Source organism: Gardnerella sp. KA00255 (assembly GCF_049244095.1).
Taxonomy (GTDB): domain Bacteria; phylum Actinomycetota; class Actinomycetes; order Actinomycetales; family Bifidobacteriaceae; genus Bifidobacterium; species Bifidobacterium vaginale_F.
In genome coordinates this window covers 274,716-291,753 of the sequence record NZ_CP058374.1, presented here as the reverse complement: position 1 = coordinate 291,753, position 17,038 = coordinate 274,716, and the positions used below count along the sequence as shown (strand labels likewise).

Sequence of the window (17,038 nt, the reverse complement as noted above, 5' to 3'; positions counted from 1 at the left end):
GCGCATTACGTATATTACACTCTTATAAAAATAATGCCGCAAGCGTACATGGATAATACACATTGCGGCATTATATGGCTACATTGTGAGTATTTTTTAGAAAACAGGAAGTACGGCACCCTTATAAGTTTTAGTAATATAATCGCGCACTTCGCTTGTCTTCAAAGCTTTAAGCAAGGCCTTGATTTTTTTAAACTTTTCAGAACCCTTCTTTACAACAATAATGTTTTCGTAAGTTTTAGCTGCAACGCCTCCAACTTTTTCTGAAGCAAGCGGGTCTTTAATTGGATTGAAACCAGCCTGAATAGCGTAGTTGCCGTTCATAGCAGCAAGGTCTACGTCCTTAATAGCAGTAGGAACTGTTGCTGCTTCAAGCTCTTTAAACTTCAAATTCTTAGGATTTTCAGTAATGTCTTTTGTAGTAGCGTTAATATCATTTGGATTCTTCAACTTAATCAATCCAGCGTCTTGCAAAAGAAGCAATGCGCGAGCCTCATTAGTAGGATCATTTGGAACTGCAACTGTTGCGCCATTTGCTAATGCTTTAATTGTCTTGGTTTTTCCTGGATACAATCCAAATGGCTCAAAATGAATTCCACCTACTGAAACAAGGTGAGTGCCTTTTTCCTTATTGAAATTATCAAGATAAGGCAGATGCTGATAATAGTTTGCGTCTACTTCGCCTTCTTCAGTAGCTGTGTTTGGCTGCACGTAGTCAGTAAATTCCTTTACTACTAACTTATAACCCTCTTTTTGCAAAATTGGCTTTACAGCTTTATTTAAGATTTCAGAATGAGGAGTAGGAGAAGCGGCAATTATAATAGTTTTATTATCTTCCTGAGCATTTTTACGTGAACCGCATCCGCCTAAAGTCAATCCGACGAGTGAAGTTAAAGTGATGACTGCTGCAATAATTTTCTTACTATTCATGCGTTTCTCCTTATATCTAAATCTTAGTTATTGCTTTTATTTTTTATTTTTTTTGTTGTTTTAAATTATTTTGCTTTTTAATTTTTTAATCTTTTTTAATTTTGCTTTTTAATTTGTTCTTTTATTCTTTTGTCTTCTGTTCCCGTCTTCACTTCTTAAGTTTTTTCTTATCTCTTGTTTCTCTGCAATTTTTCCCCTTCGCGAGTAACAAAATCTCAATATATGAGAGAAAATCATTTAACGCTACTGTTTTAATATTTGTATTACTTATGACCAGTTAGAAAACGTTGTAAATAAAGGATAACTAAAAAATATTAAGTGTATAAATTTTGCAATATTATTAGTGATTTTTATTTTTCGATTACACTTATAAGCATGAGTGTAATTCGTTTAGCATTAGCGCAGATTGATACTTGCGTAGGGAATATAGAATCAAACAGTGAAAAGATTTTGCAATACTGCAAAAATTCTAAGAAAAATAACGCGAGCATAGTCATATTTCCTGAAATGACTTTAACCGGATATCCTATTGAGGATCTTGCATTAAGGAATACTTTTCGTAAAGCTGCTAATAATGCTATATCTTCTCTTGCAAAGCGTTTATGCGAAGAAGAATTGTCCGATTTATACGTAGTAGTTGGAACTGTTGGTTTAGATGAATCCTCAGGTAAGCCACGAAATCGTCTAGTTGTATTACACGACGGGAAAGTTATTCTTCACTACGATAAACACTTCTTACCAAATTATGGAGTTTTTGACGAGTTCAGAATCTTTTCTTCTGGAAATGAATGCGAAATCCTACAAATTAATGATATGCGTATAGGTTTTGCTATTTGTGAAGATATTTGGCAAGACGGCGGTCCTGTAGCACAATTAGCGAAGAATAAAATTAACGTACTTGTAACTATGAATGGCTCTCCATATGAAGAAGGCAAAACTGATATCAGAGTCAGATTAGCAAAACAAAGAGCATCTGAAGTTAACGCTCCACTAGTGTACGTAAACCAAGTTGGTGGACAAGATGATTTAGTTTTCGATGGAGGAAGTTTCGTAGTTGACTCTGATGGTACTTTGCTAGAACGATCAGCAATGTTTAAAGAAGATATTTCATACATTGATATCGATTCTTCTGCATCTAAACAAAAAGTTTCAACTATTGAAAAAGAATTGGAACCAGACGAAGAAGTATATTGTGCTTGCGTACTTGGACTTCGTGACTACATGCGCAAAAACGGATTTAAAGGTGTTTGCTTAGGTCTTTCTGGAGGAATTGATTCTGCGCTAGTAGCAACAATGGCAGCAGACGCTTGCGGTGGTGAAAACGTATGGGGAATTTCAATGCCAAGCATGTATTCTTCAGATGGATCTAAAGACGATGCGCGCGATTTAGCTGATAAAATCGGCTCTCACTACGACGTGCAACCAATTGAATCGCTTTTTAAATCTTTCCAGAATCAGCTTGATTTGCAAGGTGTTGCTGCTGAAAATTTGCAAGCTCGAGTACGCGGCGTAATCGTAATGGCATATTCTAATTCAAAAGGATTGCTTGCGCTCGCAACAGGTAATAAGTCAGAACTTGCATGCGGATATTCTACTATTTATGGTGATGCTGTTGGAGGATACGCTCCTATAAAAGATTTGTTTAAAACAAGGGTTTGGGCTCTTTCTCGTTGGCGCAATCGTGCTGCTAAAAATGGTATTGGACTTGGAATGTTGCCAATTGTTGGCGCTGAAGATTTAGAAATTTCGAAAGCTCCTGCAGATGGGATATTAATTCCGGTAAATTCAATTATTAAGCCTCCAAGTGCTGAGCTAAGACCTGGTCAGAAGGATTCAGATTCTTTGCCTGAATACGAATTGCTTGACAGAGTCTTAGAAGCGCATATTGAACTTGCTCATGGTCGTGAAGATTTACTATCTGATGGATTCGATGAGAATACAGTTGACACTGTTATGCGATTAGTTGATCGTGCTGAATGGAAGCGTCGCCAATATCCGCTAGGACCAAAAGTTAGTTCTATTGCTTTTGGTAGAGATAGAAGAATGCCAGTAACAACAGCATTTCGTGAATAAAATGTGATGTATTTCACTAGATTTTTTCCAAAACTGCTCGTGTATGCGTTTGCCTATGTTCTAACATTGTTAGTAATGCAGCGTGAAGATGCGTTGCGAGTACAAAAGGAGTTTTAAAATGACATCTGTTGATGCTTCCGTTCTCAGTGAAGAGGATCTTCGCACCAAGGCGTGGGACGGATTTGAGACCGGCAACTGGCAGAAAGATATTGACGTTCGTGATTTCATTTTGAAGAATTACACTCCATATGAGGGTGACGAAAGCTTCTTGGCAAACGCCACTGAAAAAACGAAGCATATGTGGAAGTATCTTGATGACAACTACTTGGCTGTTGAGCGTGAGCGTCGCGTATACGATGTTGAAACTCATATCCCAGCAGGCATTGATGCCATGCCAGCAGGCTACATTGAAAGCCCAGAAGTCGATAACGTAATCGTCGGTTTGCAGACTGATGAGCCTTGCAAGCGCGCTATGATGCCAAATGGTGGTTGGCGTATGGTTGAGCAGGCTATTAAGGAAGCCGGCAAGGAAGTAGATCCTCAAATTAAGAAGATTTTTACTGTTTACCGCAAGACTCATAACGATGGCGTGTTTGGCGTTTACACAAAGAACATTAAGATTGCTCGCCATAACAAGATTTTAACCGGTTTGCCAGATGCTTACGGCCGTGGTCGTATTATTGGCGATTATCGTCGTGTGGCTCTTTATGGCGTTAATATGCTTATTGAGTTCAAGAAGCGCGATAAGGATTCGATTCCATATCGTAATGATTTCACTGAGACTGAAATTGAGCATTGGATTCGTTTCCGTGAAGAGCACGATGAGCAGATTAAAGCTTTGAAGCAGCTTATTAATTTGGGTAATGAGTACGGTTTGGATTTGAGCCGTCCAGCTCAGACTGCTAAGGAAGCCGTTCAGTGGACTTACATGGGGTATCTTGCTTCCGTAAAGAGCCAGGATGGCGCTGCAATGAGCTTTGGCCGCGTTTCTGCATTCTTTGATTGCTATTTTGAGCGCGATTTTAAGGCTGGTTTAATTAACGAAACCGATGCTCAGGAAATCATCGATGCTCTTGTTATGAAGCTTCGCATTGTGCGCTTCTTGCGTACTAAGGATTATGACGCAATCTTCTCTGGTGATCCTTATTGGGCAACCTGGTCTGATGCAGGCTTTAGCGAGGATGGTCGCACTTTCGTAACCAAGACTTCGTTCCGTTTGCTTAACACTTTGACTCTTGAGCATTTGGGACCTGGCCCTGAGCCAAATATCACTATTTTCTGGGATCCAAAGCTTCCAGAAGCTTATAAGCGTTTCTGCGCACGAATCTCTATTGATACTTCTGCAATCCAGTACGAATCCGATAAAGACATTCGTGAGCACTGGGGTGACGATGCTGCTATTGCTTGCTGCGTTTCTCCAATGCGCGTCGGTAAGCAAATGCAGTTCTTCGCAGCTCGCGTGAATTCTGCTAAGGCTTTGCTTTACGCTATTAACGGTGGTCGCGATGAGATGACTGGCATGCAGGTTATCGATAAGGGTGTTGTTGAGCCAATTCGTCCAGAAGCTGATGGCACTCTTGACTACGAGAAGGTTAAGGCCAACTACGAGAAGGCTTTGGAATGGCTTTCCGAGACTTATATTGAGGCTTTGAACATCATCCACTACATGCACGATAAGTATGCTTATGAGTCCATTGAGATGGCTTTGCATGATAGGGAAGTCTACCGTACGCTTGGTTGCGGTATGTCCGGTTTGTCTATTGCTGCAGATTCCTTAGCTGCTTTGAAGTACGCGAAGGTTTATCCAATCTACAACAAGGATGCAAAGACTACTGAAGGTCATGAGTACGAGTACATTGAGGGCGGCGATGACGATTTAATCGTTGGTTACAAGACTGTTGGAGAATTCCCAATTTACGGTAACGACGACGATCGCGCCGATGATTTGGCTAAGTGGGTTGTAAGCACTGTTATGGGTCAGGTAAAGCGTTTGCCTGTTTATCGTAATGCTGTTCCAACTCAGTCCATCTTGACCATTACTTCTAACGTTGAATACGGTAAGAATACTGGTTCCTTCCCATCCGGCCATAAGAAGGGCACTCCGTATGCTCCAGGTGCAAATCCAGAAAATGGTATGGATGCACACGGTATGCTTCCATCTATGTTCTCCGTTGGTAAGATTGACTACGATGACGCTCTCGACGGCATTTCGCTTACTAATACAATCACTCCTGATGGCTTAGGTCGCGATGAAGACGAGCGAATTGGTAATCTTGTAGGTATTTTGGATGCTGGAAACGGTCACGGCTTGTATCACGCAAACATCAACGTTTTGCGTAAGGAACAGCTTGAAGACGCTGTTGAGCATCCAGAAAAGTACCCACATCTTACGGTTCGAGTTTCTGGCTATGCAGTGAACTTTGTAAAGCTCACTAAGGAGCAGCAGCTCGATGTTATTTCTCGTACATTCCATCAGGGATCTGTTACAGAGTAATAAGAGTGATAAGAGTAACGAGAGTAAAATAAAACGCTTGTAATTATTTGCTAGTGTTTATGAGCCGCCGGGGGTAGGTGTTACTCCCGGCGGTTTTCAAAAAATCTACTATTCAGGAGGGCTGCTCGATGGTTGAAAATACAGCGTTTCGTACAACAACTCAGCATATGCTGAAAGAGTCGAAAGAGTATGCTCGTCAAACTTTAATGGGTGGTCTTTCTGGATTTGAGTCACCAATTGGTCTGGATCGTAAAGATCGCCTGGTAGCTCTTAAAACTGGCGATATTGGGTTCGTGCATTCGTGGGATATTAACACTTCTGTTGATGGCCCTGGCACTCGTATGACTGTTTTTATGAGTGGCTGCCCACTTCGCTGTCAGTATTGCCAAAATCCTGATACTTGGAAAATGCGTGACGGTAAGCCGGTTTATTTGGATGCGATGATTAAAAAAGTTGACCGTTATCAAAGTCTTTTTAAAGCAACAGGCGGAGGTATCACTTTTTCCGGCGGCGAATCCATGATGCAGCCAGCTTTTGTATCTAGAGTCTTTCGTGCTGCAAAAGAGATGGGCGTTCATACTTGCTTAGATACTTCAGGTTTTTTGAATCGCAATTATACTGACGAAATGATTGAAGACATTGATCTTTGTCTTCTTGACGTTAAATCAGGCACTGAAGAAACGTATAAAGAAGTTACTGGTGGATTGTTGCAGCCAACTATTGATTTTGGTCAGCGATTGGCGAAGGCTGGTAAGAAGATTTGGGTGCGTTTTGTGCTTGTCCCAGGTTTGACTTCCAGCGAAGAAAATGTTGAAAAAGTTGCAGAGATTTGCGATTCGTTTGGGGATGCTGTTGAGCATATTGACGTGCTTGGTTTCCATCAACTAGGCCGCCCAAAGTGGCATGAGCTTCGAATTCCGTACCCTCTTGAGAATCAGAAAGGGCCTTCTAAAGCACTTAAAGAGCGAGTTGTAAACCAGTTCAAAGACCACGGTTTCGTAGTGTATTAAATCTAAATATGCGCATTCAATTGCCGGAGTGTTTAAATTATATTGCTCTGTAAGTTGTAATAATTCTGTTAAGAGCGTATTTTTCTATATTTATATTTTTTGTTTATGATAGTATTTCAATAATATTCAATATTGCATAGGCAAAGGAGCTTATCGTGAAGAAGTTGAAGGAATTGAAGGAATACTGTACATGGAATCGTGCGCATACTGTGGCCTCGATTGCTGTTATTGTTTCGCTTATTTTTTATGTGATTGTTCTTGCTTCCGCTCCATATGCGTTGGTGCATAATCGTAATTTAAGTATTTCAGTTACGTGTGGTCCAGCAGTTTTACTTGTTGTAATATTTTTTGTTATTCAATCGTTATTCTCTATGTTGCGTTCTAGAAGTTTAACGTTGCCAATAATTACATCTATATTAAGCGTGTTATGTGGCATACTTTTCGACATTTTTCTTGCGTTTTACCCTTATGCAGGAGATAAGCTTTCTTTCGGATTGTTAATACTTGTGCTTCTATCTATTGCTTTTGCAGGAATTATTGGTACTTGGGTTGGTTACGCCTTTGGATATTACGTTTTGGATGCTGTTAAAGAGTATTGCTTGAGTAAAACAGATTTTATGAAAGAAGATAGTTGGATTTCTAAGCATAAGATTCTTGCTGGCTGCTGGTTTACTTTAGTTATTGGCTATATTGCTTCTACAGTACTCGTGCTATTGAGCGATGGAATAGGTATTATGATTTCGCTTATGATATTCCCATTCTTGCTTATGGCTGGAGTGTCCGTGTGCGCTGCCATGGCTGGCAAAGGCGGATGGATTGTGGTACTTGTAGGTATTATTTATGACGCGCTTTTAGTGTGTTTTGCAGTGCCTTTGCATCTTCTTGGTTTACCATGCGGTTCTAAGAATTTAGCTGAGAACGTGTGCTTTAGTATTGGCTCAATATCGTTAAGATTCTTCTATATGGATGCTTCATATTTCCTTAGTGCAATGCTTCCAACCTTAGTTATAAGCGTATTAGGTTTTGCGATTACGCGAGGAATACTATTGTTGCGTAAATCTCGTAATTAGTATAGCCAGTTGCGTTACTCGCTGTAGCAATGTGCAAACTATGTGTGTAATATTGCATATAGTTTTTAAATGCATGTGTTTGCTAAGCGTACAATCGGGAGGCGTTCTTGAACGAGGAACCAAAGCTTTTAAAAGAGCCTAGAGAAGGAGTTCCAGAAGTCATTGATACGCTTGAAGCATATAAAGATTATTGTAGCTTGTTGGCAGCAGGCTCAGGTCCTTTAGCTGCAGATGCCGAGCGAGCTTCCGGTTTTAGATATGGTCATGAAGATTGGCTAATTCAGTTTAAACGCAAAGGTGCAGGAATCGGGTTACTGGATCCAATAGAACTTACAAAACTTGGAGCTGATTGGAATGAATTTAACAAGGCTGTAGGAGATGCGCCTTGGATTATTCACGATTCAATGCAAGATTTGCCAGGATTTTTTGATATTGGTTTGCGCCCGCTTGCTTTATTCGATACCGAGATTGCGGCTAAATTACTTGGAAGAAAGCGATTCGGTTTAAGCTCTGTAACTGAATATTATTTGGGTCTTACTCTTGCAAAAGAACATTCTGCAGCGGATTGGTCTTACCGCCCACTTCCTAGAGATTGGCGAAATTACGCTGCTTTAGACGTTGAATTGCTAATCGAATTAGAAGAAGTAATGCGTGCGGAACTTAAAAAGCAGGGCAAGCTTTTATGGGCTGAAGAAGAATTTGCTCACTTGTTGATAGCTGGAGAAAAAAAGAAAGCTAAGCATCCTCGTCCGTGGCTTCGAATATCTCATATAAGCGTTCTTATGCACGATAAGATCGGATTAATGATAGCTAAAGAGCTGTGGCAAAAAAGAGATGAGCTTGCAAGACAATACGACATTGCTCCAACGCTATTGCTTTCTGATGCTGCAATTATTGAAGCAAGTAAGCGTAAGCCAAACAATTCCAGGTCTTTCCGTTCGATTCGTATTCTTAATGAGAGAGTTCGAATTCATACTGGGTGTGAGCAGGATAAGATGTTTGAGCGATATGCTCCAATTCAGCGTAAAATCAAGCCAAATGTTTGGAAGCTTGTTATTGAAGAAGCTATTTCTAAAGCTAAAAGTGGCATAGACGCAATGAGTATTGATTCTGATTCAAACAGCTCTAGTAGTAGTTCTAATACTAATAATTTCGATAATTCTGGCTGTTCTGGTAAGAAATCTTCAACTGACGATGCCGATAGTGATTGTTTTAAGAACAATAATGAAGATAAATTTATTGAAAAATCTGAAGAGGATATGAATAGTTTTGAGTCTTCATATTTACAAGAGACTCAAGGCGCGCCAAAGTCAATGAAATATTGGCGAGAGCATCATCCTAAACGTTTTGCATTATTGAAAAAAGTAAAAGCTGTTGTTATGAGCATATCTGAAGATACTCATACTCCGACAGATATACTAATTAAACCTCAAATAATTCGTAGCCTTTGTTGGACTGATAATCCTAAGAATATTGACGTTCATTCATTTCTTATTGAGCAAGGCGCTAGAGATTGGCAAGCCGATTTAATTTCTGAGTCCGTGACTCGCGCTATCATATAACGGTTGTGCCATATGGCAGAAGCTAGAAAAACGTAATTTCAGGAGCATGAAGCGTGAAAATCAGCGTCAGGAATCTTGAGCCAACTAAAGTTAAGCTCACCATTACCGTAGAACTCGAAGAATTCAAGCCTTACTTGGATGAGGCTCGTCAGGAAATCGCCAAGCAGATTAACGTGCCTGGCTTCCGTAAGGGTCATGTACCAGGGAAGATTGTAGATCAGCGTGTCGGCTTCGGCGCAGTTGCCGGTGAGGCTGTGAATTCTGCTGTTCCAGAGCTTTATTCTAAGGCTTTGGAAGAAAAGAAGATTAGTCCTATGGATCAGCCAGAGTTCGAAGTTCAAGAAGTGCCAACAAGAGCCAACGGTGACGAAAAGTTAAAGTTTGTTGCTACAGTCGAGCGTCGCCCAGAGTTCAAGTTGAACAAGTTTAAGGGTGTCGAAATTGAAGTTGAAAAGCCTGAAGTAACTGATGAAGATGTAAACGCTCGTCTTGAAGCGTTGCGTCATCGTTTCGCAACACTTGTTGGTGTAGATCGCCCAATTCAGAAGGGTGATTTTGCTAATATCGACTATACTTCTTCGTTCGGTGACGATGTAGTAGCAAGCAGCGAAGGCGAAAGCATCGAAGTTGGTGCTAATCGTGTTCTTAAAGCAATGGATGAGGCATTGGAAGGCCTTTCTGCTGGTGAAGAAGCTATTTTCGAGACTGATGAGTATAAGAATAGCAAGCATGAAGGCGAAAAAGCTCAGGTTAAGGTTAAGGTTAATTCCGTAAAGACTCAGGAATTGCCAGAGCTTAACGATGATTTCGCTCAGGAAGCTTCCGAATTCGATACTTTGGATGAGCTTAAGGCTGATATTCGCAAGTCTTGCGAGCAGTCTAATGAAGGTCGTCAAGCTACTATTGCTCGCGATGCTTTCATTGCTAAGATTCAGGAAGAAGTTGAAATTCCTGTGCCAAAGGGTGTTAAGGATAAGGCTGTTGCCGAGCATCTTAAGGGCATGACTCCAGATCCTGAGAAGGCTACTGATGAGCAGAAGGAAGAAGCTGAAAAGGCTGCAGAGAAGGAAATTCGCGATCAGATGGTTCTTGATGCTTTGTCTGAAAGCCTTGATGTTTCCGTTTCTCAAGCTGATGTTACTAACTTCTTGATTTCTGTTGCTCAGCAGTATGGTATGGATCCAAGCCAGTTCATTAACGCAATCGTCCGTAATGGTCAGCTTGGTTCTGCAGTGCAGGAAGTTGCTCGTTCTAAGGGCTTGATTGCTGGTATGCGCGCTGTGAAGTTTGTTTCTAATGGTGAAACAATTGACTTGAGTGCATTCCTTTCTGAAGAAGAGGATCCTTCTGAGGACGAAAGCGTGAAGGCTGCTTCTAAGGCTGCAGAAGTCGCTGACGAGCTTTCCAAGTAGAAGTATAACTAATTTTTCTACGCTGTTACTTAAGTGACAGCTCTAAGTAAGACCTAGCGGAAGTATTTTCTGCCGGGTCTTACTTATATTTTATTTATTTTATATATTTTATATATGTTTTACTTATATATTCGTTTTCGTATATTTGTAATGTAATCTCATATAAATGTGATCTTAAATTTGATCTCATATAATTTAGTGAAAGTATAAATAATGAAAAGTACTAGCAAAACTAATGCAACGAATCTCAGTTGCAATAGCAAAACAGTGCTTTTTAGGTTTATAAATTTTGCTTTCCTAATTTTATCTGTTATTTTCATTGGCATCATTACCGGCTTAGGCGCAACAGCTCTTACGTTTATTCTTTATGCAGTACAATATCTTGCTTTTGGATCAATTGAATCTGCTAAAAACACTGTATTTTCGGAGCTTCCGTGGTATCGTTACGTGCTATCTTGCACGATTGCGATGACTATTGCTAGCGTAACTTGGTATTTTTTGCGCAAGAGAAAAAATCCTCCTCGTATTGTCACAATTCCGCAAGCTGTTGACGGAAGCAATATGCCAATTTTTTCTACTATCGCACATGTTTTGTTACAAATCAGCATTGTTGGTTCTGGGATTTCAATCGGCAGGGAAGTAGCTCCGCGAGAATTGGCTGCAATGATTGCTCAGCGTTACAGTAGTATTTTTCATATATCTGCTAAAACTCAGCGCGTACTCATTGCCTCTGCTGCAGGCGCTGGTTTGGCTGCAGTATATCATGCTCCTTTAGCTGGCACTGTGCTTGCTTTAGGTTTGCTTAGTAAAACTCAAGGCCTTGGTTTTTACGCATGGCTAAATCGTGAAAACGGTCCTGTAGTAGTTAATGTAATTAAAAATATTTCGCGTTCGGAGCGCTTGTATTGCTTGCCTTTTGCGCTTGTTATGAATTATATTGCTACGCTTGTTGTTGAATTTTTAATGCATCATTCTAGCTACTACAATATTTCGCAATTTTCATGTGCGATTTCTTGGCAAATTTGTGCTTTAGCTGTTGTTGTTGGTGCTGTGTGCGGCTTAGTTGGTTACGTTTTTCGATTGGGTATTATTTGGTGTCGCACTCATGCTTTGCGCGGCGTAAAAATGCTGTGTTTTATGCCTGTAGCTGGCTTAGTTATTGGTATCGCAGCTTGCTGGTTTCCACATATTATGGGGAATGGTAGGTCACTTTCTCAGTTTGCGTTTTCTGTGTCTAGCTTTCCGTATGCGGTAGATAGCTCTAACATTATGATTATTTTGTTGCTTCTTGCAATGATGAAAATGTTTATGACTTTGCTTGTTTTGCGTTGCGGTGCTTCTGGAGGTGTGCTACAACCAAGTATTTCAACCGGCGCTTGTATTGGGCTGATTGTAGGCGTTATAAGTATAAAACTTCCACTAATTGGTAGCATAATATCAAATCAGCCTAATGTCTTGATAATTGCTGCGATTTTTGGCGCTGCAAGCCTATTGACTGCTAGCAGAAAATCATTATGGTTTGCGCTTTTACTGGTGGCGCAGTTAGTGAATGTTCCGCTTATTATGATTATTCCGATGGTTATTGCTTGTGCTGCTGCGCGAAGTATAACGCTACTGTCAAAAACTTTTAGTAGAAAATAAAAATATGCGCCTTTGTTTATTTAATGATAACAGAGGCGCATATTATATATTTACTAATTAGCGAGGTAGTCTTTATCAGTAATAAAACCGCCATCATCATTTAGCAAAGTGTAGTGTAAATGTATTGGAGAAATAATCTTACTTTTAATTTCTTCTGCTGATGGAAATATTCTTGAGAAGTTATTAGAAGATGAAGCAACTTGATTTCTTAACAATGAAATGTCTTCGTCAGGCACGTGATATTTGAATTGCACAGTCAGATTGAGCGTATCACCTTTAGCTTCAATTTTTGTGGAGAAGTCACTATCATTACTCATTCTATCATTGAAATCCTTCACTTCTGAAGGGTGGCAATTTAGATATTCTTCAATATTTGCGCTTTTTTCTGCAGAGCAATTGTAATGTGGTTTAAAGAAGATATTCGTTATTAAAAATCCACCGACTGATAGTGCAATTACTGCTGCCACTATCGCTGCTAAACCAATAAAAATATTTCGTTTATTTAAAATACTTGTTTTTGCTGTATTTTGATATTGGTTTGACGCATAGTTGTTTACTGGCTCTTGACTATTTTGATATATGTTTGTTTGATATCCATTATTAGGATTTACGTTATTCTGGTAACTGTTTGTTGAATTCCAGCTGTTTTGGTACCCATTGTTCTGGTACCCGTTATTTTGGTATGAATTGTCTGGATAAGAATTGTTTTGGTATCCATTGTTCTGGTATCCATTGTTCTGGTATCCATTGTTCTGGTATCCGTTATTCTGATAAGCGTTATTTTGATATTCGCTGTTTTGGTACCCATTGTTCTGGTATGAATTGTCTGGATAACCGTTGTTTTGATAGCCGTTATTTGCTTCTGCATCCGGAGAATAATTATTGTTTGGCAAGTTGTTGGAATCCATGACTTCTCCTCTATGAGTTGATAAGTTATCTAAAAATATACTAAATGTTGCATACTTGTGGCAACAGAATGAGTAAAAAATATGTGTAAAAGATTGTGTTTGTTTCACGGATAATATGTTTTAATACAGTCACGAGCACACGATAATGTAGAAACAATTGACAAATTGAAGGAGATAAAGTGACCAATTTGCTTACAACTTCTCCTGTGATGGAACAGGGTGAAGCGCCATCCCAAACTGATTCGATTTTTAACAGGTTATTAAAAGATCGTATTATTTGGCTTGGTTCCGAAGTTAAAGACGAGAATGCAAATGTTATTTGCGCTCAAATGTTAATGCTTGCAGCAGAAGACCCTAAGAAAGATATTTGGTTGTATATTAATTCTCCAGGCGGTTCTATTACAGCAGGTATGGCAATTTACGATACAATGCAACTTATTGAACCAGATGTTGCAACTATTGCTGTAGGTATGGCTGCTTCTATGGGTCAGTTCTTGTTAAGCTCTGGCACTCCTGGAAAGCGTTTTATCACTTCTCATGCTCGCGTGCTTATGCACCAGCCTTCTGGTGGTGTTGGTGGTACAGCTACTGATGTGAGAATCAATGCTGAATTGATTATGGATATGAAGAAGACGCTTTCTGAGCTTACTGCACAGCAAACTGGCCATACTGTTGAAGAAATATATCGAGATAACGAATATGACCATTGGTTTACTGCACAGCAAGCTTTGGAATATGGTTTCGTTGATAAGATTGTGACCACACCGGCTTCAATGCGAGGTGAGGAGTAGTTATTATGGCAAGTGAAGAAGCGAAGTTCGTTGCGCGAGCACAACGTTTAGCTGGTTTTGGCGGTATTTCTTCAAGTCAGAGAATTACGAATCGTTATGTTTTACCGCAATTTGGAGAGCAAACTCCTTATGGTATGAAAACTCAGGATCCGTATACTAAGCTTTTTGAAGATCGTATTATTTTCATGGGCGTTCAAGTGGACGATACATCTGCTGACGATATTATGGCTCAGCTTTTGGTTTTGGAAAGCATGGATCCTAATCGTGATGTGATGATGTATATTAATTCTCCAGGCGGTTCCATGACTGCTATGACTGCTATTTATGACACGATGCAATATATCAGTCCTGATGTTCAAACAGTTTGCTTAGGTCAAGCTGCTTCTGCTGCAGCTATTTTGCTTGCTGCAGGTACTTCTGGAAAGCGTATGATTTTGCCTAATGCACGCGTTTTGATTCATCAACCAGCTATGGGGCAAGATTTTGGTAAGGCTACAGAAATTGAGTTGCAAGCAAAAGAAATGCTTAGGTTGCGTGAATGGTTAGAAAATACTCTTGCTAAGCATACTGGTCAGGATATTGATCGTATTCGTAAAGATATTGAGGTTGATACTATTTTGACTGCTCCTCAAGCAAAAGAATATGGCATTGTTGATCAAGTTTTAGAGCATAGAGATAAAAGCTATACTCGTGATAACTTCTAACTTCAAATTTTAATAATAGAATCTAAATAGCGAGAAAAGTTAGAGAAAAGTTAGAGGATTTCTATAAACACAAATCCTGGCGACACGCCGGGGTTTGTGTTTTTGTTTTATAAGTTGTATATTAGTCAAGTTGCCGGAAACAAGGACATGGTTCTTGAGGCTGGAAACATGCGCCAGTAGCCCAACGGATTAGAGCATCTGACTACGGATCAGAAGGTTGCAGGTTCGAATCCTGTCTGGCGCACAAATTAATCGCAGTGCTTTTGTGCCGCGATTTTTTTTATTATCATGTTACTAACTCGCTCGGTTTATCCCTTTAAGTTATACTAAAAAGTGCTGTAAATTTGATTATTTAGCGAATAGTTTTGAAGGGAATAGTTAAGATATGTTACGCAGTTGGAGAATAGTTCGCAATATAGCTAATAATGAGCGATTATCTGGCTTAATTATGCTAGCTTTTGCTCTTACTGGCTTGTTGTTGGCAAATATTCCTATAACTGCGCCTGTTTTTGAAGCGATCTCGCACACTAATGTTGGAATACCTTATACCAACATCAACATGTCTATTGGCCATTGGGTGCAAGACGGTTTGCTTACTATTTTCTTCCTTACTGTTGGCTTGGATCTGAAACATGAGTTAGTAGCTGGATCGTTATCTGATCCTCGCGCAGCTGCAATGCCTATGATTTGTGCAGTTGGCGGTATGATTATGCCTCCAATATTATTCGTGTGCACAGTTACGCTTTTTTCAGAGTTTCATGCAGATCAAGAAATAATGCGTCTTACTTCTGGCGCTCTTCCATCTCTTGAAATGGTAAGAGATGGCTGGGCTATTCCTACTGCAACAGATATCGCATTTTCTTTAGCTGTTTTGGCGCTGTTTGCTAAAGCACTACCTAAGGCTTTAAGAGCCTTTTTAATGACTTTGGCTACTGTTGACGATCTTCTAGGAATTGCTTTAATAGCTATTTTCTTCTCATCGTTGAAAGATTGGTATTGGTTTGTAGGCGTAATTCTTTGCGGATTAGTTTGGACTATGTTAGTTCGTCTTAAAAAAGTTCCGTGGATTTTAGTTGCAATAGTAGGTATTCTTGCGTGGATTATGATGTATCAGGCAGGCGTTCATCCAACTTTGGCGGGTGTTATGGTTGGCTTATTTACTCCTGCACATTTGGTTCATGGAGAAAAGTCTTTGAGAGCTGAACGATATCGTGAAAAAATCCAGCCTCTTTCTTCGCTTTTCGCTTTGCCAATATTCGCACTATTTGCCACTGGCGTCCATTTTGAAACCTTAACTTGGCAATTATTTATTTCTCCTATTGTTATTGCAATAACTGTTGCTTTAGTTATTGGTAAGCCTTTGGGCATTATGCTTACAGCTTTTGTCGCTAAGAACTTTATTGGATTAAAAGTTCCAGATAACTTAAAAGTATTCGATTTATTACCTACTGCGTGTGCTTGCGGCATAGGATTTACTGTGTCACTTCTTATAGCCTCTCTAGCTTATTCTGACGCTGATCTTTCTGGAGAAGCAAGATTTGGAGTACTTGTTGCTTCTCTTATTGCTGCAGGAGTTTCAGGCGCACTTCTGTATAGTCAATCAAAGCGAATGGAAAAATCTAAGGAGTGAATGTTTTGGAAGCAGATAATATGATTTCGGAAAATTCTTCTAAAGATGTACCGCCTTGGAACGATACGTATTATCGTGGAGCTGCAATATTAAAAGGTCCTATGATTCCTAATGAGAGTAGTACTGAAATATTATTAAAGCACGATTTCGATACCTGCAATAATTGCGAGAAATACTGGCGTAATGCTGATCCTTGGCGTGCTTTGCGCATACAAGCAGAGTTTGTTGATGGTTTTGATGCTCTTTCTGGTTTAGGTGCAGCTGTTAGCATATTTGGTTCTGCTCGAGTTAAAGAAAATGAGCCTGAATATTCTGCTGCTCGACTTATGGGTGAGCAATTAGTGAAACGCGGGTTTGCGGTTATTACTGGTGGCGGTCCTGGAATTATGGAGGCTGCTAATCGTGGAGCCGCGGAATCTGGCGGAACTTCAGTTGGTCTTGGCATTGAACTTCCACATGAGCAAAACTTGAATAAGTGGGTTAATTTAGGAATGCAATTTAGATATTTCTTTGTGCGCAAAACCATGTTTATGAAATATTCTTCTGGAATTATTGTATGTCCGGGCGGTTTTGGCACTATGGATGAAATGTTTGAAGCTTTAACACTTGTTCAAACGCATAAAGTTGCAAAAGTTCCTGTGGTTCTTTTTGGTAGCTCATATTGGAATGGTCTTATAGATTGGCTGAAAAATAGTGTTATGAGTAGAGGATTTATTTCTTCGATTGATCCAAATCTTCTCGCTATTACTGATGATCCTATAGAGGCTGTGCGCATTGCTTCCGGAGCCGATGCTTCCGGAGCCGAGAAGTAAG

The 17,038-nt window shown here is 39.8% G+C and carries 13 protein-coding genes and 1 tRNA gene; 12 read left to right on the top strand and 2 right to left on the bottom strand.

Going from position 1 to position 17,038, the window contains the following annotated elements; all coding sequences use genetic code 11:
• Positions 1-96: 96 nt before the first annotated feature.
• Positions 97-930 (bottom strand): MetQ/NlpA family ABC transporter substrate-binding protein, encoded by an 834-nt coding sequence (locus HXT51_RS01175; RefSeq protein WP_421776577.1) that lies wholly within the window; start codon positions 928-930, stop codon positions 97-99.
• A 375-nt stretch (positions 931-1,305) separates the two neighbouring features.
• Between HXT51_RS01175 and HXT51_RS01170 the strand changes: the two genes are divergently transcribed.
• The 7 genes from HXT51_RS01170 to HXT51_RS01140 all read left to right on the top strand — a co-directional run bounded on the left by HXT51_RS01170 (position 1,306) and on the right by HXT51_RS01140 (position 12,192).
• Entirely contained in the window at positions 1,306-3,003 is a 1,698-nt protein-coding gene (locus tag HXT51_RS01170) for an NAD+ synthase (protein ID WP_421776576.1), read from the top strand.
• 118 nt (positions 3,004-3,121) lie between these two features.
• On the top strand, positions 3,122-5,497 hold the full coding sequence (gene pflB, locus HXT51_RS01165) for a formate C-acetyltransferase (RefSeq protein ID WP_421776575.1): 2,376 nt from the start codon (positions 3,122-3,124) through the stop codon (positions 5,495-5,497).
• A gap of 128 nt (positions 5,498-5,625) precedes the next feature.
• The gene (gene pflA, locus HXT51_RS01160; RefSeq protein WP_103084160.1) at positions 5,626-6,507 is read left to right on the top strand and encodes a pyruvate formate-lyase-activating protein; all 882 of its coding nucleotides are present in this window, start codon (positions 5,626-5,628) and stop codon (positions 6,505-6,507) included.
• Positions 6,508-6,662: 155 nt separating this feature from the next.
• The gene (locus HXT51_RS01155; protein ID WP_415705770.1) at positions 6,663-7,577 is read left to right on the top strand and encodes a hypothetical protein; all 915 of its coding nucleotides are present in this window, start codon (positions 6,663-6,665) and stop codon (positions 7,575-7,577) included.
• Between the two features lie 107 nt (positions 7,578-7,684).
• Positions 7,685-9,139: an HRDC domain-containing protein gene (locus HXT51_RS01150; RefSeq protein ID WP_421776574.1), complete on the top strand. Its 1,455-nt coding sequence runs from the start codon at positions 7,685-7,687 to the stop codon at positions 9,137-9,139.
• Between the two features lie 53 nt (positions 9,140-9,192).
• Positions 9,193-10,551: a trigger factor gene (gene tig / locus HXT51_RS01145; RefSeq protein ID WP_421776573.1), complete on the top strand. Its 1,359-nt coding sequence runs from the start codon at positions 9,193-9,195 to the stop codon at positions 10,549-10,551.
• Positions 10,552-10,764: 213 nt separating this feature from the next.
• Complete coding sequence (locus tag HXT51_RS01140; protein ID WP_421776572.1) at positions 10,765-12,192, top strand: chloride channel protein; 1,428 nt, start codon at positions 10,765-10,767, stop codon at positions 12,190-12,192.
• A gap of 53 nt (positions 12,193-12,245) precedes the next feature.
• Here the strand turns inward: HXT51_RS01140 and HXT51_RS01135 are convergent, their stop codons facing one another.
• Positions 12,246-13,100, bottom strand: coding sequence for a hypothetical protein (locus tag HXT51_RS01135; protein WP_421776571.1), 855 nt, complete (start codon positions 13,098-13,100; stop codon positions 12,246-12,248).
• A 179-nt stretch (positions 13,101-13,279) separates the two neighbouring features.
• On the opposite strand from HXT51_RS01135, the gene HXT51_RS01130 reads away from it, so the two are divergent.
• The 5 genes from HXT51_RS01130 to HXT51_RS01110 all read left to right on the top strand — a co-directional run bounded on the left by HXT51_RS01130 (position 13,280) and on the right by HXT51_RS01110 (position 17,037).
• Positions 13,280-13,891: an ATP-dependent Clp protease proteolytic subunit gene (locus HXT51_RS01130; protein WP_103084166.1), complete on the top strand. Its 612-nt coding sequence runs from the start codon at positions 13,280-13,282 to the stop codon at positions 13,889-13,891.
• A gap of 5 nt (positions 13,892-13,896) precedes the next feature.
• Positions 13,897-14,595: an ATP-dependent Clp protease proteolytic subunit gene (locus HXT51_RS01125; protein ID WP_103084167.1), complete on the top strand. Its 699-nt coding sequence runs from the start codon at positions 13,897-13,899 to the stop codon at positions 14,593-14,595.
• 170 nt (positions 14,596-14,765) lie between these two features.
• Positions 14,766-14,839, top strand: a tRNA-Arg gene (locus HXT51_RS01120).
• Between the two features lie 141 nt (positions 14,840-14,980).
• Positions 14,981-16,225 (top strand): Na+/H+ antiporter NhaA, encoded by a 1,245-nt coding sequence (locus HXT51_RS01115; protein WP_103084168.1) that lies wholly within the window; start codon positions 14,981-14,983, stop codon positions 16,223-16,225.
• A 20-nt stretch (positions 16,226-16,245) separates the two neighbouring features.
• Positions 16,246-17,037, top strand: a complete 792-nt coding sequence (locus HXT51_RS01110) for a TIGR00730 family Rossman fold protein (RefSeq protein WP_421776570.1) — start codon at positions 16,246-16,248, stop codon at positions 17,035-17,037.
• Position 17,038 lies beyond the last annotated feature (1 nt).

Bases quoted from the DNA above. Each gene is read 5' to 3' on its own strand.
- HXT51_RS01170 (WP_421776576.1), top strand. From the start codon at position 1,306: ATGAGTGTAATTCGTTTAGCATTAGCGCAGATTGATACTTGCGTAGGG.
- pflA (WP_103084160.1), top strand. From the start codon at position 5,626: ATGGTTGAAAATACAGCGTTTCGTACAACAACTCAGCATATGCTGAAA.
- HXT51_RS01110 (WP_421776570.1), top strand. From the start codon at position 16,246: ATGATTTCGGAAAATTCTTCTAAAGATGTACCGCCTTGGAACGATACG.
- HXT51_RS01125 (WP_103084167.1), top strand. From the start codon at position 13,897: ATGGCAAGTGAAGAAGCGAAGTTCGTTGCGCGAGCACAACGTTTAGCT.
- HXT51_RS01115 (WP_103084168.1), top strand. From the start codon at position 14,981: ATGTTACGCAGTTGGAGAATAGTTCGCAATATAGCTAATAATGAGCGA.
- HXT51_RS01175 (WP_421776577.1), bottom strand. From the start codon at position 930: ATGAATAGTAAGAAAATTATTGCAGCAGTCATCACTTTAACTTCACTC.
- pflB (WP_421776575.1), top strand. From the start codon at position 3,122: ATGACATCTGTTGATGCTTCCGTTCTCAGTGAAGAGGATCTTCGCACC.
- HXT51_RS01135 (WP_421776571.1), bottom strand. From the start codon at position 13,100: ATGGATTCCAACAACTTGCCAAACAATAATTATTCTCCGGATGCAGAA.
- HXT51_RS01140 (WP_421776572.1), top strand. From the start codon at position 10,765: ATGAAAAGTACTAGCAAAACTAATGCAACGAATCTCAGTTGCAATAGC.